We start from the raw sequence: 17629 nt of genomic DNA on the forward strand, positions 1-17629 counted from the left end.
CGGGAGGCCCGGCATGACCGAAGCGACCGACGTCTACGCACCGTTCGACCCCGCGTTCCAGGCCGACCCCTACCCCGCGTACCGGCGGCTGCGCGACGACGACCCCGTCCACCGGCACACCGATCCGCCGTTCTGGGCGCTGTCGCGGTTCGAGGACGTCTGGACGGCCGTCCGCGACCACGAGACGTTCTCGTCCGCGAGCGGCCTCACCTTCTACGAGGACGAGATCGGCAAGCTCGGCCTGGCCCCGACGATCGTGATGCTCGACCCGCCGCGGCACGCCGTCCTGCGGCGGCTGATCAGCCACGGCTTCACCCCGCGCCGGACGAGCGCCATGGAGACCGCGCTGCGCGCCTTCGTCCGGGCGCGCCTGGCGGAGATCGAGAAGCGCGAGGCGGACGGCGAGACCGTCGATCTGCACCAGGATTTCGCCTCGCCGCTCCCCACCTTCGCCCTGGCCGAGCTGCTGGGCGTCCCGGAGGCCGACCGGGAGCGCTTCGGCCCCTGGGTGACGGCTTTGACGACCTTCCAGGACCGCGGTTTCGACATGACCGAGGGCCCGGCCGTGCAGGCCGTCGCGGAGATGTTCGAGTACTTCGGCCAAGTGGTCGCCGACCGCCGGGCCGCGCCCCGCGACGACATGATCAGCGCGCTCACCGCGGCCGAGGCGGACGGCGAGAAGCTGACCGACTGGGACGTCCTCGGCTTCTGCTTCGTCCTGGTAGCGGGCGGCAACGACACGACCGGGAACCTGATCTCGCACGCCGTGGCGCTGCTGTCGCGGTACCCCGACCAGCGGGCGCTGCTGGCCCGCGATCCGGCGCTGATCCCGAACGCGCTGGCGGAGTTCCTGCGGATGGAGGGCTCGGCGCAGGCGCTCGGCCGGACGACGACGCGTCCGGTCACGATCCGCGGCGTCGAGATCCCCGCCGGGGAGAAGGTGATGATGCTCTACGGCGCGGCGAACCGGGACGAGCGGGAGTTCGGGCCGTCCGCCGACGTCCTGGACGTCACCCGCGAGATCCCGCGGCACCTCGGCTTCGGGAGCGGCGTGCACTTCTGCATCGGGTCGCACCTGGCGAAGCTCCAGGCGCGGATCGCGCTGGAGGAGCTGCTCGCGGCGCATCCGGATGTGGAAGTGGACCAGCCCCGGGCGAAGAGGATCATGTCTCCCTTCACCCGGGGCTGGGTGTCGCTGCCCGCGTCCCTCGGCGGTCCCCCGAGGCGCGGGTGACGCACGGGCGGTTCGCGCCCTGGCCGGCTCAGCCCATGTGCGGGTATCAGCCCGTGTGCGGGGGTCAGCCCATGTGCGGGTACCGGTAGTCCGTCGGCGGGACGAACGTCTCCTTGATGGAGCGCGGGGACGTCCAGCGCAGCAGGTTCAGGATCGAACCGGCCTTGTCGTTCGTCCCGGACGCGCGCCCGCCGCCGAACGGCTGCTGGCCGACGACCGCGCCGGTCGGCTTGTCGTTGATGTAGAAGTTGCCGGCGGCGAACCGGAGCACCTCGGCGGTGCGCGCGGCGGCGGCCCGGTCGTTCGCGATCACGGCGCCGGTCAGCGCGTACGCCGAGACCGACTCCATCTGCGCGAGCATCTCCTCGTACCGGTCGTCCTCGTAGACGTGCACGCCGAGGATCGGGCCGAAGTACTCGGTGCGGAAGATGTCGTTCTCCGGGTCGTCCGACACCAGGACGGTCGGCCGGACGAAGTAGCCCTCGGAGTCGTCGTAGGTGCCGCCCGCGACGACCTCGACCTTCGGGTCCGCCTGCGCCCGGTCGATCGCGGCCTTGTTCTTGGCGAACGAGCGCTCGTCGATGACCGCGCCGATGAAGTTCGACAGGTCGTTCACGTCGCCCATGGTCAGCGAGTCGACCTCGGCGGCCAGCTCCTCGCGGAAGCCGCTCTCCCAGATCGACCGCGGCACGTAGGCGCGCGAGGCGGCGGAGCACTTCTGCCCCTGGTACTCGAACGCGCCGCGGACCAGGGCGGTCTTCAGGACGGCCGGGTCGGCGGACGGGTGCGCGACCACGAAGTCCTTGCCGCCGGTCTCGCCGACGAGCCGCGGGTAGGTGCGGTAGCCGCCGATGTTGGCGCCGACGGTCTTCCACAGGTGCTGGAACGTCGCGGTGGAGCCGGTGAAGTGGATGCCCGCCAGCTCGGGGTGCGCGAGCGCGACCTCCGACACGGCGACGCCGTCGCCGGTGACCAGGTTGATGACGCCCGCAGGCAGCCCGGCCTCCTCCAGCAGCTCCATGGTCTTCACGGCCGCGTAGGTCTGCGTCGGGGACGGCTTCCAGACCACGACGTTGCCCATCAGCGCGGCCGAGGTCGGCAGGTTCGCGGCGATCGCGGTGAAGTTGAACGGGGTGATCGCGTAGACGAACCCCTCCAGCGGCCGGTGGTCGGACCGGTTCCACACGCCGGGCGAGGAGACCGGCTGCTCGGCCATGACCTGGCGCGCGAAGTGCACGTTGAACCGCCAGAAGTCGATCAGCTCGCAGGAGCTGTCGATCTCGGCCTGCTGCGCGGTCTTGGACTGGCCGAGCATGGTCGCGGCGGCGAGCGTCTCGCGCCACGGCCCGGCCAGCAGGTCGGCGGCGCGCAGGAAGATCGCGGCGCGGTCGTCGAAGGACAGGTCGCGCCAGGCCGGGGCGGCCTTCAGCGCGGCCTGGATCGCGTCGCGCGCGTCGTCCTGGGTGGCGGTGCCGAAGGTGCCGAGCACGGCGGCCTTCTTGTGCGGCTGGACGACCTGGGCCTTCTCGCCCGCGCCGAGCCGCTTCACGCCGCCGATGGTCATCGGCAGGTCGATCGGGGCCTGCGCCTGCAGCTCGGCCAGCTTCGCCTCCAGGCGGGCCCGCTCGGGGCTGCCGGGCGCGTAGCCGAGGACCGGCTCGTTCACCGGCGCGGGGACGTTGGTCACGGCGTCCATGGGACCTCCTGGAAGTGATCGCGGGTCGGGTCGGGGGCGGCGGGAGTCGCGGGGCGGGGTCGTGCCTCGGCCCCGCAAAGCCGGAGTGGCGGGGCCGGACCGGCCGCGGGGGCGGGATGCGGCCGGTCCGGCAGGGGGATGGTCAGCGGGAGACGAAGGAGCGCAGGAAGAAGGCCAGGTTGGCCGGGCGCTCGGCCAGCCGGCGCATGAAGTAGCCGTACCAGTCGGAGCCGTACGGGACGTAGACGCGCATGTCCTCGCCCGTCTCGGCGAGGCGGCGCTGCTCGCCGGCGCGGATGCCGTAGAGCATCTGGAACTCGTAGCTGCCGGGCTTGCGGCCGTTGCGGTGCGCCAGGTCGAGCGCGATCTCGATGATGCGCGGGTCGTGGCTGCCCACCATCGGGTGCCCCGCGCCCTCCATCAGCGCCTTCAGCGACCGGACGTAGGCCCGGTCGACGTCCTTCTTGGACTGGTAGGCGACCGACTCGGGCTCGGCGTAGGCGCCCTTCACCAGGCGGACGCGCGAGCCGGGGCCGGACAGGTCGGCGATGTCGCCCTCGGTGCGGCGCAGCATCGCCTGGATCGCGACGCCGGTCGCCGGGAAGTCGGCGCGCAGCTCGCGCAGGATGCCGAGGGTGGAGTCGACCGTGGTGTGGTCCTCCATGTCCAGGGTGACCGTCATGCCGAGGCCGTCCGCGGCGGCGGCGACCGCGCGGGCGTTGTCCAGGGCGATCTGCTCGCCGTCCCCGGGCAGCGCCTGGCCGAGCGCGGAGAGCTTCAGCGACGCGTCCGCGCCGACGGTCAGGCCCTCGGCGGCGAGCGCCCTGAACAGGTCGAGGTAGGCGTCGCGGGTGGCGTCCGCCTGGGCCCGGTCGACGGTGTCCTCGCCGAGGTGGTCGAGGGTGACCTTCAGGCCGTCCCCGGTGAGCTCCTGGATGGCCAGGATCGCCGCGCCGAGGTCCTCCCCGGCGACGAACCGGTCCACGACGCTCCGGGTGAGCGGGACGGAGGTGATCAGGCCGCGCATCCGCGCGCTGCGCGCGGCCGCGAGGAGAAGTGGAGCGAGCACGCTGGACCTCCGGTTTCCTACCAGTCGGCATTGACATGGCGGGCGCGTCGGCCGGGTGCGGCGACAGGTGCCCTCACCTCGACGTTAGGCCCGTCTGACCTGCACGGATATAGTCGAATGCCACATGGTGGACGTCCGGTGTTCATACATCTGTACGAGGGGGTGGCGGTGGCCGGTTCCGGGGACCTGCAGGAGCTGACCGAGCTGGTGGCCGACCTGCTCGGCGCGCCCGCGACGCTGGAGGACCGCGACTTCCACCTCGTCGCGTACGCGGCGCACGGCGGGGCCATCGACCCCGTCCGGATGGACTCGATCCTGAACCGGCGCGCCACCGACGAGGTCCGCGACCGGTTCGAGCGGTTCGGCATCGCGCGCGCGACCGGGCCGGTGCGCATCCCGGCCGATCCGGCGGCGGGCGTGCTCGGACGGCTCTGCCTGCCCGTCCGGTGGCGGTCGGTGACCTACGGCTACCTGTGGCTGCTGGACGACGAGGGCCGCATCGGCGACGGCCTGCTCGCCAGCGCCGCGCCGCTCGCCGAGCGCGCCGGGCTGCTCATGGCGCGGCAGTCCCGCGAGCGCGCCGACCTGGGCTGGCAGCTCGCCGACCTGCTGTCCGCGCACACCGAGGTGCGGACGGCCGCGGCCGCGGCGCTCGGCGAGGTGCTGGACGCGCCGGTCGTCGTGGCCGTCCTGCGCACCCCGGACGCCGAGCCGCAGCCGCTGAACCCCTGGCTGCTGCCCCGGTCCGTCCTGACGACGACGTGGGAACGCGATCACGTGCTGGCGATCCCGCACGACATCCCGGCGACCGAGACGATCGTGGCGCGGGCGCGCCGGCTGCTGGAGGAGCGCGGATCCGGCCCGGTGGGGGCCGGGCTGTCCGACCCCTGCCCCGACCTCACGGGCGTGCGCGAGGGCTGGCTGCGGGCGCGCGTGGCCGCCCGGGCGTCCGGCGGGACGACCCGCTCCTGGTCCGATCTCGGCGCGCTGCGCCTGCTGCGGCTCGGCGACGACGACTCGCTGAGCCAGACCGTCCTGACGCCGGGCATCTCCCGGTTCCTTGAGCCGAAGCACGCCGAGCTCGCGCGGACGGCCCTGGCCTACCTCGACCACGCGGGCAGCGTCCAGGCGACGGCGGGGGCGCTGAACGTCCACCGGCAGACGCTGTACCACCGGCTGCGCCGCATCGAGGAGATCACCGGCCTGTCCCTGTCGGACGGGCGCGACCGCCTGACGCTGCACCTGGCCCTGACCATCGCCCCGCATCTCGGACGCTGACCGCTTTTCGATCACCGGGCGGGAAAATCGGGTGAAATGCCGAAGGCCCGGAGCCATTTCTGACTCCGGGCCTTCGAACCTGGTAGCGGGGGCAGGATTTGAACCTGCGACCTCTGGGTTATGAGCCCAGCGAGCTACCGAACTGCTCCACCCCGCGGCGATGTCTCAACTCTAGAGCATGAACGGGGATGGACCAAATCGGTTACGCGGGACGACGTCATTTCGAGCAGGCGGGGACGTCGCCCTTGCCGGAATTGATAGCGTCCAGGGACTGGATCGCGCCGTGCAGCGTGTCCGCGCGGACGAGCCGCAGGCCCTTCGGGCGCGCGCCCAGCGCCTCGGCGCAGTTGTCCTTCGGGGTCAGGAAGATCGTCGCCCCGGCGCGGCGCGCCGCGATCATCTTCTGCCCGATGCCGCCGATCGGGCCGACCTGGCCCTCCGGGGTGATCGTGCCGGTACCCGCGATGAACTTGCCGCCGGTGAGCGACTGCGGGGTCAGCTTGTCCACGATGGACAGCGAGAACATCAGGCCCGCGCTCGGCCCGCCGACGTCCCCGACGCTGATGTTGATCTTGAACGGGAACTTGTAGTCCTCCGAGAGGACCATGCCGACCACCGGCTTGCCGTCCTGGCCCGCGACGGTCGTCAGCGCGGCCTTCGCTGGCTTGTTGTCGCGCAGCAGGTCCAGGGCGGCCTTGCCGCCCACGCCGACCTTGTTCATCTCGGCCTTGACCTGCGCGACCGTGCCCGTCTTCACGCCGTTCACCGCCGTGATCTCGTCGTTCGGCTTGAGCTGCGCCGCGGCGGGCTTGCCCTGCTGGACGGAGTTGACCACGACCCGCGTCGGGACCGCGATGCCCAGCTCGTGCAGCGCCGCGGCCTCGGCGTTCTGCTGCGAGTCCTGCATCTGGCGGGTGTTCTCGGCGTCCACCTGCTGCTGCGACTCGTGCTTGGGGAAGATCGTCTCCTCGGGCACGATCGCGGTGTCCGACGACAGCCAGCCGCGCAGCGCGGTGAACAGGTCGATCCGCGCCTCCGGGCCGCCCCGGTAGGTGACGGTGGTGAAGTTGAGGTTCCCGCTGTCGGGGTAGGTCTGCCGTCCCTCGATCTGGACGAGCGGCACGCCCTTGTCGTTGTTGCTCAGCGTGTTGGTGGTGGGGCCGGGCATGAGCGCGACGTACGGCACCGGCAGGACGGCGCCGACGACCACCAGCACCAGGACGAGCGCGCTCGCGACGGCGAGCGTGACGGCACGACGAGACATGCCCGAAAGCCTAGGCCACGCGCGGACTCAGCAGGCCCCGACCCACTCGTCCCCGCCGTCGGCGAACGCCTGGTGCTTCCAGATCGGCACCTCGGCCTTGAGGTCGTCGATCAGCCGCCGGCACGCCTCGAACGCCTCGGCGCGGTGCGGGCAGGACGCCGCCACCACCACGGCCAGGTCGCCGATCTCCAGGTCGCCGACCCGGTGCACGGCCGCGATCGCCCGCACCGGGAAGTCGGCCGCGACCTTCTCCATGACCCGGCGCAGCTCCTGCTCCACGGTCGGATGGGCGCTGTAGGACAGTCCGCTGACCTCGCGCGCGTGGTCGTGGTCGCGGACCGTCCCGACGAACACCGCGGTGCCGCCCGCCGCCCTGTCCTGGACGGCGGCGAACACCTCGTCCACCGACAGCGGCGTCCCGCGCACCTCGCACAGCCGCACGACGCCGGAGGTCTCTGGGGAGTGGGTGGCCTCGCTCACCCGACGCAGCCTACTCGACCACCCGCTCGATCCCCTGCGCGCGCCCGCGCGAAGCGGCCCAGGCGTCGCGGTCGGGCCCTCCGCGCGCCCGCGCGAAGCGGTCGGGCCCACGCGCGCCCGCGCGGGACGGTTCAGGCGTCGTGGTGAGGCGTGTCAGGCGTCGTGGTCGGGGACGTCGGGTTCGAGGGTCGCGGCGAGGGCGTCGGCCAGCGCGGGCACCAGGTCGGGGCCCGCGAGGACCTCGTCGTCCAGGTCGTGGCGGCGCAGCCGGAGCGCGGAGTGGCGCTCGCCGTCGCGCAGCACGCCGACGATCATCCGGACGTCCTCCCGGCCCGGGTGGCCCGCGGCGAACGCGGCGGCCTCGGCGGGGTCGGCCGGGATCTCCTCCTCGGCCTCCGGCGGCAGCACGACCCGCTCGATGACCAGGGCGCAGCCCGCGACGGCGTCCGGCCACGCGATGGTCGCCAGCGCGTCCTCCACCGACGCCTGCGAGGGCAGCTCCGGCTGCTCCAGCGCGGCGAGCGTGTCGCCCTCGCCCGGGTCCTGGGCGAGGCCCAGCTCGGCCGCCAGCTCGGGCTCGGTGGTGCGGATCTCACTGCCGTAGACCAGCGCGTACAGCTTGGGCGCGGTGTCCCAGCCCTGCTCGGCGGCGTGGCGTTCCAGGTCCAGGACGACTTCTTCGAGATGGCTCACCGCCCCATCTTCCCGCGTCCGCCCGCGTGCGTCGGACGCCGCGTCCGGAACGCGCCGGGGACGGGCCGGAGCGGAGCCGGGGGCGGGGCGGCGAACCGGGTTATCCACAATCGGGCGCGGACATGCGGGAACCACCGGGCCAGTCGATAGGTTTCTAGGACAGCACCGGCGGGGGATGCCGGTGGGGGCGCGACCTGAACGGAGGGGCCCCGTTGACCTTCCGGACTCCCGGGATCCGTCGCCGGCTCGGCGCCGGCCGGTCCCGGCTGCTGCTGCCGACCCTGGTGGCGCTGGCGGTCCTGGTGATCGCCTTCATGATCGTCACCTCGGTGTGGACCAACCTGCTCTGGTACCGGTCGGTCGGCATGTCGTCGGTGTACACCACGCAGCTGTGGGCGCGCACCACGCTGTTCTTCGGCGGCGGGCTGCTGATGGCGCTGGTCGTCGGGGTGAACATGGCGGTCGCGCACCGGCTGCGGCCCGCCTACCGGCCGCTGTCGGTCGAGCAGCAGGGCCTGGAGCGGTACCGGGTGATCATCGACCCGCGCCGCCGGATCGTCACGGCCGCGGCGCTGCTGCTGCTCGGCGTGCTCACCGGCGCGTCCGTGGCCGGGCGGTGGCAGACCTGGCTGGCGTTCCTGAACCGCACCAGCTTCGGCGTCAAGGACCCGCAGTTCCACAAGGACGTGTCGTTCTACGTCTTCACCTACCCGTTCCTGCGGCTGGTGCTGGGCGTGGTGTTCGCGACCGTGATCCTGTCGGTGCTGGCGGCCGTGATGGTGCACTACCTGTACGGCGGCCTGCGGCTCCAGGGGCCCGGCGACAAGGTCAGCCCGGCGGCGCGCGCGCACCTGTCAGTGCTGATCGGCCTGTTCGTGCTGCTGAAGGCGTTCGCCTACTGGTTCGACCGGTACGGCCTCGTCCATAGCGAACGGGGTGTGCGCACAGGGGCGTCCTATACGGACGTCAACGCGCTGCTACCCGCCAAGACGATCCTCGCGGTCATCGCGCTCGTGTGCGCGTTCCTGTTCTTCTCGAACCTGGTTCGGCGCGGCATGGCGCTGCCCGGTGTCGGCCTGATCCTGCTGGTGCTGTCGGCGGTGCTGATCGGCGGGCTTTACCCGCTGCTCATCCAGCGCTTCCAGGTGAAGCCGGACGAGCAGAACAAGGAGCGCCGCTACATCCAGCGCAACATCGACGCGACCCGCGCCGCCTACGGTGTCGACGGCGTGACGCTCGAACCGTACGGCGCCCGTCCGGAGAGCGACCAGGGCAGGCTCGCCGCCGACGCGCGCGACCTGTCCGGGGTGCGGCTGCTCGACCCGGCCGTGGTCAGCCCGACCTACCAGCAGCTCCAGCAGATCCGCGAGTTCTACCGGTTCCCCGACACCCTCGACGTCGACCGCTACCAGGTCGGCAACCGGCTGGAGGACTCGGTCGTCGCCGTCCGGGAGCTGTCCGGCCCGCCGAAGGGCCAGAACAGCTGGGTCAAGGACCGGCTGATCTACACGCACGGCTACGGGTTCGTCCGGGCGCCCGGCGAGCGCCTCACCGCCGACGGCACACCCGACTTCCAGCAGCGCGACATCCCGCAGAAGGACGTCTCGGGCAACCCGGTCAGCACGCCGCAGATCTACTTCGGCGAGCGGACGACCGACTACTCCGTCGTCGGCGGCCGCGGGCAGAAGGAGTTCGACCACCCCGACCCGTCCGACAGCGCGCAGCAGGTCAACACCACCTACCACGGCGACGGCGGCGTGCCGATCGACTCGGCGGTGAACCGCACGCTGTTCGCCGCCGAGTTCCAGGACTGGAACCTGCTGCTGTCCGGCGCGATCAAGAAGGACGCCCGGATCCTCTACCACCGCACGCCGCGCGAGATCGTGCACCGCGCCGCGCCCTGGCTGACGCTGGACGGCAACCCCTACCCGGTCGCGGTCGGCGGCCGCATCCAGTGGGTGCTCGACGGCTACACCTCGTCCAACGGCTACCCGTACTCGCAGACCCTCGGCCTGCAGGACGCCACCCGCGACACCATCACCGACACCCGCTCGGCGGTCGCCAAGCAGGCCGACCACAAGATCAACTACCTGCGCAACTCGGTCAAGGCCACCGTGGACGCCTACGACGGCTCCGTCCACCTCTACCTCTGGGACGACCGCGACCCGATCGCCAAGACCTGGATGAAGGTGTTCCCCGGCACGGTCGAGCCGAAGTCCAAGATCCCGCCGCAGCTGCTCGACCACCTGCGCTACCCGGAGGACCTCTTCAAGGTCCAGCGCCGCGTCCTGGCCCAGTACCACGTCACCCAGGCCGACGCGTTCTACGGCGGCCAGGGCTTCTGGGACGTCCCGGAGGACCCGTCCCCCGCCAACAAGGGCAAGACCCAGCCGCCGTACTACCTGAGCCTCCGTATGCCCAAGCTGCCCGGCGCCCAGCCGCAGCTCCCCCAACCCGGCGCCCAGCCCGCGCCACCAGGCGCGAAGCCCCCGACGCAGCCCAGCACTTCGCCAAGCGCCTCGCCAAGTGCCTCGCCAAGTCCGAGGCCGAGCATGACGCCGACCGGGCAGCCGGGCACGCAACCGGGAGCGCAACCTGGCCAGCCCAGCGGGCAGCCGAACGTGACGGGCGGCGGACAGGGAGCGGGCGACCAGTTCGGGCCGCCGCGGTTCTCGCTGACGTCGGTGTACACGCCGCGCGGGCAGCGGTACCTGTCGGCGTTCCTCACGGCCGACTCCAATCCGGGCGACGCGGGTTACGGCAGGCTGCGCCTGCTGGAGATGCCCACGGCCGACCAGCCGGGCCAGCCGCGCCCGCAGGGCCCCGGCCAGGTGCAGCAGGCGTTCGAGAACGACAAGGACATCCGCGCCCTGCTGTTCCCGACCCGGGGCGGCGGCACCGAGACCAAGCTCGGCAACCTGCTGGCCCTGCCCTTCGCGGGCGGCCTGCTTTACGTCGAGCCGCTCTACTCGCAGACGACGCAGAGCAACCAGGCACCCTACCCGACGCTGCTGGCCGTCCTGGTGAAGTACGGCGACCGCGTGTCCTTCGCCAGCCGCTCGGACAAGGTGCAGGGCCCCGACCTGCTCCAGAACGCGCTGGGCAACCTCTTCGGTTCGAGCCCGCCGCAGTCCCCCGGCAACCAGCCGGGCCAGCCCGGCCAACCGGGCCAACCGGGCCAACCGGGGAACGGCAAGCTCTCCCCGGCGGCCCAGAAGGCGCTCGGCGACCTGTCGAAGGCCGTCGATGACTACAACAAGTCCTCGGCGGCGCGCGACTTCAAGGGCATGGAGGACGCCTGGAACCGCGTCGTCCGCGCCCGCGACGCCCTCACCGCGGCCACCAAGTAGCCCGAGCCGGCCCGCATGGACCAGTCCGCGCAGGGAGGGCGCCGGTCCCCGCGCGAGTCCGTCCGCGCGGCCGGGTGCAGCCCTCCCCGCAGTTGCGACCGCGCGGGCCGGACGCCGCTCTCCTTGCGGCGCGTTCGCGAGCAGAGCGAGAGGCGGTCAGGGCTTCTCGGCCAGGTCTCTGGTGGTCTGGTCGATGCGCCGGATGCGGCCGTCCTCGGCGAGGTGGCCGAACATGTAGATCTCGCCGGCGAAGTCCGGCCCCTTCGGGAGCGCGGCGCGCAGGGTGTAGCGGGCGGAGATCCGATCGCCGGAGACGAGCGCCTCGTGGACGTCCAGGGAGACCTGGTCGGACGATGCGACGCGCTTACGCATCGGCTTGACGTGCGCCATCATCCGGTCGCGGTCGATGACGAGCCCGTCGGCGCGGAACTCGAAGTCCGGGGTGAAGAACCGGTCGAGCACCTCCCCCGGGTCGGTGTCCGGACTGACCATGTCGCGCGTGTAGGTGACGAGGAACTCGGACAGGTCGTGCTCGCTGCGGATGCCCATGGTCCACCTTCGTAGGTGTACGAAATACGCTTACGACCCGCACAACGTACCCCACCCCCGCAGGGTTCCGCGCCCGGCCCGGTTTCCACCCCGGCAGGCCCCCACGCCCGCAGCACTGCTCGATCCCGCGGGACTCCTCGGGACCGCGGGGGCTGTGGAACGGTGGAGGTCCTGGATCGCTGGGAGGCGGTGGCTAGTGGGTGGCGGGCGGGGTGGGGGTGCAGAGGGCGGTTTCCAGGGCGGTGCGCATGTCGCGCGACTGGGCGCGCGAGCCGCCCGGGTCGAGGTTCGCCATGACGCTCGCCTGCCGGCCGTCGGACGTGGCGCCGCCCATGGTCTGGAAGCCGAAGATGTCGCCGCTGTGCCCCCAGTACAGGCCGCCGCACGGCAGCTCCCTGCTCTCCAGGCCCAGCCCGTAGGCGCGTCCGCCGGAGTCGCCGGTGAGACGCGTCGCCATCATCTGCCGCAGCTCGGCCGGGCGCAGCAGCTTGCCGCGCACGAGCGCGCCCAGGAAGCGGTCGAGGTCGCGCGTGCTGGAGACCATCCCGCCCCCGGCCCCCGCGACCGAGGGGTTGAAGGACGTGATGTCCACGAGCGGGCCGTCCGGGCTCGGCCGGACGTAGCCGCGCGGGTGCCGGCCCGCGATCTCCGTCCGGTCGCCCGGGACGGAGGTGTCGCGCAGGCCGAGCGGCGCGATGACGCGGCGGCGGACCTCCGCGCCGTACGGCCGTCCGGTCACCCGCTCGATGATCATCCCTGCGACCAGGTAGCCGGTGTTGGAGTAGCGCCAGCCGTCGCCGGGCTTGAAGGTCCGCGGCCGGGACAGCGCGAGGTTCAGCAGGTCGCGGGCGTCATGGTGGGCCAGAGGGTGCGCGACGATGTCCTTCTGGTCCAGCAGGGCGACGTAGTCGGGCAGCCCGCTGGTGTGCTGGAGCACCTGCCGGACGGTGATCTCCCGCCCGTCGTTGTCGGCCCCGCGCACGACGCCCGGCAGGTAGCGCTCCACCGGCGCGTCCAGCGCGACGCGTCCCTCCCCCACCAGCTGCAGCATCACGGTCGCCGTGAACATCTTCGTCATGCTGCCGATCCGGAACCTCGAACCGGAACGCATCGGCGCGCCGTTTTGGACGTCCGCCACGCCGCTGGTCAGGGCCGTCCGGCCTCGGCGGTCGCGTGCTTCCAGCAAGGCACCGGGCGCGCCGTCGGCCTTGGTCAACTGGTCCAGCGCGTCCTGAAGCGGCCCGCTCGGCGCCTTCGACGTCGCCGCCGCGAACCGGCCGGACGAGGCATGAGCCGTCCCGCTCACCAGCGCGCCCAGCGCAAGAGATCCTCCGATGGCCAGTGCCAGCGTGCCGCCGAGTGCGCTTTTCCCGTTCAGCATCTGAGCTCCTAAAGATCGCGAGGAGCCCAAACTAGAAACCCGAGCACCGGACGGGCGTCACCCGCCGGAGCCAGCCTTCACCTCACGCCAGGGGATCATCCGGGACGGCGGGGAGCACCTCGAAGCGCCGGTCGTCCAGCAGCGCTTCGACGAGCTCGACCGTCCCGCCCACGTAGGTCGAGTCGAGGTCGATCTCGGTCGCCGCGCACCAGGCGCGGTCGTCGGGCCAGAACAGGTTCGGCGACTGCGGGAAGAAGTAGTCCTCTCCGCGCTGCCCGAACTCGGCCGCGGCGTCCACCGGGCCTTCGTAGAGCAGGTAGTCCCGATGCGGCAGCCGGACGCGCGGAGCCGAGGCGAGCGCCTCCTCGGGAATCCAGTCCCAGCCGTCCCAGAGGCAGAACCAGCACCGATCGGGCGTCCCGGTGAAGCGGCTGAGGAGCCCCGTCAGCGCCGGCAGCTGATCGGCGGGAAACTCCCCGACGCGGGGCCACTCGTCCCAGAGCGCGGAGAACGTGCCTTCGACGAGCTCCCCGAACCGGGTCTGCGCCCGCACCTCCCGCCCCACGTCACGCCCGATCTCCGCCCACCGGACGGGCCGCTCCCCCGGCGACAGGGCCGGATGCAGGATCCGCGCATAAGCCTCGAAAATCGCAGGCATCACGCCCCGGACCCCGGAACCGAACTCCCCCATCGCCCCGACCACCCAGCTGGCGGCCGTGACCTCGTCCTCGTCCCGGGCCATCCGAAGCCGTCCCCCCGAAGCTTCCATCCCCCCATTCTCACGGACCCGCTTCCCCAGGTCAGGGACGGCCCCAGCGCGCGCCGGAGACCATGCCCCGCCCGGGGCCGCGGGCGCGCTCAGGTCAGGGCGTCGGTCTCCAGGAGGGTCTTGAGGTCGGAGAGGATGCTCGGCCAGCCCTCGGCGACCATCGTGAGGACCTTGCTCCCCTGGGTGGCGGTGTGGGTGACGGTCAGCTTGACCTTCCCGTCCAGGGGCTCGATGTCGAAGGTGACCTTGGACCGGGGTTCGGCCGCGATGACCGCGAGGGTCTGCTCGTCGATGCCGACTGCCTTGGCCCAGTCGGGCGTGAAGGTGTGCCAGGTGTAGGAGAGGCGGCGGCCCGGCTCGGCCTCCAGGACGACCTGGTCGGGGTCGGAGTTTCCTGGTCCCTCGCCCTTCCAGACCATGGGCGAGCCAGGCTTCCAGTCGGTGTCGAACTCGACGCCCCAGTAGCGGCGGGTGAACGCCGGGTCGGTGAGGGCCTGCCAGAGCCGCTCGGGCGTGGTGCGGATGTAGGTCGTGTAGACGAAGTCCGTGCCGTTCATCGGCGTCTGCTCCAATGCGGTCTTGAGGTCGGCGAGGGCCTCGGCCCTGCCCCGGTCGTACCGGCTGATCCAGCGGTCGGCGATGGCGTTGACGGGCTCGGCGTTCAGGTAGTGCAGCTTCTCCCGGCCCTGGCGGGCGGTGGTGACCAGCCGGGCCGCCTCCAGGACGGCCAGGTGCTTGCTCACCGACTGCCGGGCCATGTCGAGCCCCTCGCACAGCTCGTTCAGCCGCTGGCCGTTGCGCTCGTTGAGCCGGTCCAGCAGGCGGCGGCGCACGGGGTCCGCCAGCGCTTTGAACACCTCGTCGTCCATGGGACCATCCTCGAACATGCAGCCATCCGGCTGCCTATCAGGGTTCACTATAGGCAGCCAGATGGCTGCATTTCAAGCGATCGCCCGCGCCAACCGCGGGGGCGCGGCGGGCGCGGCGGACGCGGGCTCGGTCGGGGCACGGCGGGCGCGGCGGGCGCGGCGGACGCGGCCTCGGCCGGGGCGCGCTGGGCAGGGCTTGGTCAGACGCGTCGGCGGCGGCGGGCTCGGCGGATCGCGGCGGCCGCGCCGATCGCGGCGACGGTGGCTCCGGCGGCGGTGGCCATGGTCGCCTCCTTGCCGCCCACGCGGCGTCCGACGACGGCATGCCGTCCCGCGGTCTCCTCCATCAGGACGAGCAGGGCGGTCGCGTTGTCGTAGGCGGGCTTCCACCCGGCGGCGCGCAGGCGCGCGGCGTCCACGACCCACGGGAAGGCGACGTAGTGCAGGTCCGTGGCGGGCGCCGGGGTCATGCCCAGGCGGTGCAGGCGCTGCGCCATGCCGAAGGTCACCGCCGCCGGCAGCTCGAACCCGCGCTTGCCGGTGATCTCGGAGACCTCCTCCATACCGAGCCAGCCGTCGCAGCCGACCGCGACCGGCCCGGCGAGGTTCTCGATCACCACGGTCTCCAGCGCGGACGCCAGGTCCTCGATGTGGCAGAACTGCCAGGCGGGCTCGCTGCCCTTCACCGTGAGCAGGCGCGGCGCCTCGAAGTGCCGGGTGACCACGGTGTCCACGCCGGGGCCGACGAGCGCGGCCGGGCGGACGACCGTGACCTCCAGCCCCGGGTGCGTCCCGGCGGCGGACGCGGCGAGGTCCTCGATCTCCAGGTAGTCGCCCGCGATGGAGGTGTTCGCCTCGGCGAGCAGCGGCGCGTCCTCGCGGAGCGGCACCTCGTTGCCCGCGACCGCGCCGTAGACCATCGCGCTGGTCACCAGCACGACGCGCCGCACCCGCGCGGCCGCGGCGGCCGTCACCACGGTCTGCGCGCCGCGGACGTTGTGCGTGCGGCGCTCCTTGGCGTCCGCGTCGGGGGACCGCTCGATGTCGAGGTTGACGACGACGTCCACGTCCGAGAGCCGGTTGGACAGCAGCGGGTCACGGATGTCCACGACCCGCCAGGTCACCCCCGGCACGTCGCCGCGGTGGCCGTCCACGGCCACGACCTTGCGGATCTCCTCGCGCTCGGCGAGCCTGGCGGCCAGCAGCCGCCCCGCTCCGGACGCCGCGCCGGTGACGGCGACGACCGGGCCCTTGCTACGCCGAGGGCGAACCTTGCCCGTTGCCACGGGGGCTCCCCCTTCTCTGTGTACGCGACCTCGCCGGGACCGGCTAACGTTGCGGATATGAGCCCATCATGCATGCCAGGGGCAAACCGATGAATGACACTCCGTTCGGCTTCAACCGTCCGGGCGACGGTGACGACGACAAGCCCCAGAACCCGTTCGGCGGCATGGGCGGCGACATGGGCGACATGCGGCAGTTCGCGGACATGCTGCACCGCTTCGCCGACATGATCGGAACCCAGGGCGCACCCGGATCCGGGAGCGACGGCCCGCTGAACTGGGACCTGGCCAAGAACATCGCGCGGCACACCGTGGTGGAGGACGGCGGCGACCCGTCCGTCCTGGACGCCGAGCGCACCAAGGTCGTGGAGGCCCTCCGGCTGGCCGACCTGTGGCTCGACGAGGGCACCACGCTGCCCGCCGGCATCCGCACCCCGCAGGCCTGGAGCCGCTCGGAGTGGATCGAGGGCACCCTCCCGGTCTGGGAGAAGGTCTGCGACCCGATCGCCTCCCGCATGGTCGAGGCGATGGGCGGCGCGCTCGGCGGCGGCCTCGGCGAGGACGTCCCGGCCGAGATGCAGGCCATGGCCGGCCCGCTGATCGGCATGGTCCGGCAGATGGCCGGGGCCATGGTCGGGGGCCAGACCGGGCAGGCGCTCGGCGCGCTCGCCAAGGAGGTCACCTCGTCCAGCGACGTGGGCCTGCCGCTCGCCCCGGCCGGGGTCGGCGCGCTGCTGCCCGCCGCGGTCGCCGCGTTCGGCGACGGCCTGGAGGTGTCCGACGACGAGGTGCGGCTGTACCTGGCGCTGCGCGAGGCCGCCCACCAGCGGCTGTTCGCGCACGTCCCGTGGCTGCGCTCGCACCTGCTCGGCGCCGTGGAGGACTACGCCCGCGGCATCACCGTCGACCTGTCGGGCATCGAGCAGGCCGTCTCCGGGATGGACCTGTCCAACCCCGAGGCCCTCCAGGAGGCGCTCGGCGACGGGATCTCCCTGACACCCCCGGAGACACCGCAACAGAAGGCCGCGCTCGCCCGCCTGGAGACCACGCTCGCGCTGGTCGAGGGCTGGGTCGACACGGTCGTGAACCGGGTCGCCGAGGGCCGGCTGCCCGAGGCGGTCAAGCTCGCCGAGGCCGTCCGGCGGCGGCGCGCGACCGGCGGTCCCGCCGAGCGCACCTTCGCCACCCTGGTCGGGCTGGAGCTGCGGCCCCGGCGGCTGCGCGAGGCCGCGGCGCTGTGGCGCACGCTCACCGACGTCCGCGGCGCCGAGGGCCGGGACGCGGTCTGGGAGCACCCCGACCTGCTCCCCACCGCCGACGACCTCGCCGACCCGGACGCCTACGTGCACGGCGACCCCGACAACCCGGGCCTGTCCGACGCCGACCTGACCGCGCTCACCCAGTCCGGCACCCCGGACGAGCCGGAGGCGACGGCCGAGGGCAACACGGGCGAGGGCGGTTCCGCCGAGAAGCCGGATGATCCGGACGAGGGCGACGATAAGGGCAAGGGCGACGCGGAGCCGGGCGCATGAGCACGGCCCGTCCCGCCTCGCACGTCAACGGCTGCGCGCTGACCCTGACCCGGTCGGCGCTGATGCGCCGCCGCACGGCCCGCCGGGCGCTGTGCTGGCAGCGCCCCAGCGACCAGGAGCGCCGCCGCCACCAGCGCGCCAACTCCAGCTACCCGCGCGTGGGACGAGTGTGACCGCTCCCC

General features: G+C 72.6%; 15 protein-coding genes and 1 tRNA gene. 5 read left to right on the plus strand and 11 right to left on the minus strand.

Annotated features, from left to right (window positions below; genetic code table 11):
• The first annotated feature begins 13 nt into the window (after positions 1–13).
• Positions 14–1234 (plus strand): cytochrome P450, encoded by a 1221-nt coding sequence (locus FHU30_RS27085; RefSeq protein ID WP_253879527.1) that lies wholly within the window; start codon positions 14–16, stop codon positions 1232–1234.
• A gap of 64 nt (positions 1235–1298) precedes the next feature.
• Here the strand turns inward: FHU30_RS27085 and pruA are convergent, their stop codons facing one another.
• Both pruA and FHU30_RS27095 read right to left on the minus strand, forming a co-directional pair.
• Positions 1299–2930, minus strand: a complete 1632-nt coding sequence (gene pruA, locus FHU30_RS27090; RefSeq protein WP_253879529.1) for an L-glutamate gamma-semialdehyde dehydrogenase — start codon at positions 2928–2930, stop codon at positions 1299–1301.
• 142 nt (positions 2931–3072) lie between these two features.
• A complete protein-coding gene (locus FHU30_RS27095; protein ID WP_253879530.1) occupies positions 3073–3999 on the minus strand; it encodes a proline dehydrogenase family protein in 927 nt (308 codons plus the stop codon).
• A gap of 138 nt (positions 4000–4137) precedes the next feature.
• Between FHU30_RS27095 and FHU30_RS47245 the strand changes: the two genes are divergently transcribed.
• A complete protein-coding gene (locus tag FHU30_RS47245) occupies positions 4138–5277 on the plus strand; it encodes a PucR family transcriptional regulator (protein WP_253879533.1) in 1140 nt (379 codons plus the stop codon).
• 80 nt (positions 5278–5357) lie between these two features.
• Here FHU30_RS47245 and FHU30_RS27105 read toward each other — a convergent pair.
• The 4 genes from FHU30_RS27105 to FHU30_RS27120 all read right to left on the minus strand — a co-directional run bounded on the left by FHU30_RS27105 (position 5358) and on the right by FHU30_RS27120 (position 7714).
• Positions 5358–5434 (minus strand) — tRNA-Met (locus FHU30_RS27105).
• Between the two features lie 60 nt (positions 5435–5494).
• Positions 5495–6541 (minus strand): YlbL family protein, encoded by a 1047-nt coding sequence (locus tag FHU30_RS27110; RefSeq protein ID WP_253879534.1) that lies wholly within the window; start codon positions 6539–6541, stop codon positions 5495–5497.
• Between the two features lie 27 nt (positions 6542–6568).
• Positions 6569–7021 carry a molybdenum cofactor biosynthesis protein MoaE gene (locus tag FHU30_RS27115; protein WP_253879536.1) on the minus strand — a complete coding sequence of 151 codons (453 nt, stop codon included), beginning with the start codon at positions 7019–7021 and terminating at the stop codon, positions 6569–6571.
• A gap of 153 nt (positions 7022–7174) precedes the next feature.
• Positions 7175–7714 (minus strand): PPA1309 family protein, encoded by a 540-nt coding sequence (locus FHU30_RS27120; RefSeq protein WP_253879537.1) that lies wholly within the window; start codon positions 7712–7714, stop codon positions 7175–7177.
• 212 nt (positions 7715–7926) lie between these two features.
• Here FHU30_RS27120 and FHU30_RS27125 point away from each other — a divergent pair, with 212 nt between their 5' ends.
• Positions 7927–11064, plus strand: a complete 3138-nt coding sequence (locus FHU30_RS27125; RefSeq protein WP_253879539.1) for a UPF0182 family membrane protein — start codon at positions 7927–7929, stop codon at positions 11062–11064.
• Between the two features lie 156 nt (positions 11065–11220).
• Here the strand turns inward: FHU30_RS27125 and FHU30_RS27130 are convergent, their stop codons facing one another.
• From FHU30_RS27130 to FHU30_RS27150, 5 genes are all read right to left on the minus strand, one after another.
• On the minus strand, positions 11221–11613 hold the full coding sequence (locus FHU30_RS27130; protein ID WP_253879541.1) for a nuclear transport factor 2 family protein: 393 nt from the start codon (positions 11611–11613) through the stop codon (positions 11221–11223).
• Positions 11614–11806: 193 nt separating this feature from the next.
• Positions 11807–12994 (minus strand): serine hydrolase domain-containing protein, encoded by a 1188-nt coding sequence (locus tag FHU30_RS27135; RefSeq protein WP_253879542.1) that lies wholly within the window; start codon positions 12992–12994, stop codon positions 11807–11809.
• Positions 12995–13076: 82 nt separating this feature from the next.
• A complete protein-coding gene (locus tag FHU30_RS27140) occupies positions 13077–13763 on the minus strand; it encodes a hypothetical protein (RefSeq protein ID WP_253879543.1) in 687 nt (228 codons plus the stop codon).
• Between the two features lie 89 nt (positions 13764–13852).
• Positions 13853–14632 carry an ArsR/SmtB family transcription factor gene (locus FHU30_RS27145; RefSeq protein WP_253879544.1) on the minus strand — a complete coding sequence of 260 codons (780 nt, stop codon included), beginning with the start codon at positions 14630–14632 and terminating at the stop codon, positions 13853–13855.
• A gap of 200 nt (positions 14633–14832) precedes the next feature.
• Positions 14833–15918 carry an NAD-dependent epimerase/dehydratase family protein gene (locus FHU30_RS27150; protein ID WP_253879546.1) on the minus strand — a complete coding sequence of 362 codons (1086 nt, stop codon included), beginning with the start codon at positions 15916–15918 and terminating at the stop codon, positions 14833–14835.
• A gap of 89 nt (positions 15919–16007) precedes the next feature.
• Here FHU30_RS27150 and FHU30_RS27155 point away from each other — a divergent pair, with 89 nt between their 5' ends.
• Positions 16008–17447, plus strand: a complete 1440-nt coding sequence (locus tag FHU30_RS27155; protein WP_253879548.1) for a zinc-dependent metalloprotease — start codon at positions 16008–16010, stop codon at positions 17445–17447.
• Positions 17444–17620, plus strand: a complete 177-nt coding sequence (locus tag FHU30_RS27160; RefSeq protein WP_253879549.1) for a hypothetical protein — start codon at positions 17444–17446, stop codon at positions 17618–17620. Before FHU30_RS27155 ends, FHU30_RS27160 begins: the two co-directional genes overlap by 4 nt.
• The last annotated feature ends 9 nt before the right edge of the window (positions 17621–17629 follow it).

The organism is Actinomadura rupiterrae (genome assembly GCF_024172125.1).
GTDB lineage: Bacteria > Actinomycetota > Actinomycetes > Streptosporangiales > Streptosporangiaceae > Spirillospora > Spirillospora rupiterrae.

Bases quoted from the DNA above. Each gene is read 5' to 3' on its own strand.
- FHU30_RS27085 (WP_253879527.1), top strand. From the start codon at position 14: ATGACCGAAGCGACCGACGTCTACGCACCGTTCGACCCCGCGTTCCAG.
- pruA (WP_253879529.1), bottom strand. From the start codon at position 2,930: ATGGACGCCGTGACCAACGTCCCCGCGCCGGTGAACGAGCCGGTCCTC.
- FHU30_RS27110 (WP_253879534.1), bottom strand. From the start codon at position 6,541: ATGTCTCGTCGTGCCGTCACGCTCGCCGTCGCGAGCGCGCTCGTCCTG.
- FHU30_RS27130 (WP_253879541.1), bottom strand. From the start codon at position 11,613: ATGGGCATCCGCAGCGAGCACGACCTGTCCGAGTTCCTCGTCACCTAC.
- FHU30_RS27135 (WP_253879542.1), bottom strand. From the start codon at position 12,994: ATGCTGAACGGGAAAAGCGCACTCGGCGGCACGCTGGCACTGGCCATC.
- FHU30_RS27140 (WP_253879543.1), bottom strand. From the start codon at position 13,763: ATGGAAGCTTCGGGGGGACGGCTTCGGATGGCCCGGGACGAGGACGAG.
- FHU30_RS27145 (WP_253879544.1), bottom strand. From the start codon at position 14,632: ATGGACGACGAGGTGTTCAAAGCGCTGGCGGACCCCGTGCGCCGCCGC.
- FHU30_RS27155 (WP_253879548.1), top strand. From the start codon at position 16,008: ATGAATGACACTCCGTTCGGCTTCAACCGTCCGGGCGACGGTGACGAC.
- FHU30_RS27160 (WP_253879549.1), top strand. From the start codon at position 17,444: ATGAGCACGGCCCGTCCCGCCTCGCACGTCAACGGCTGCGCGCTGACC.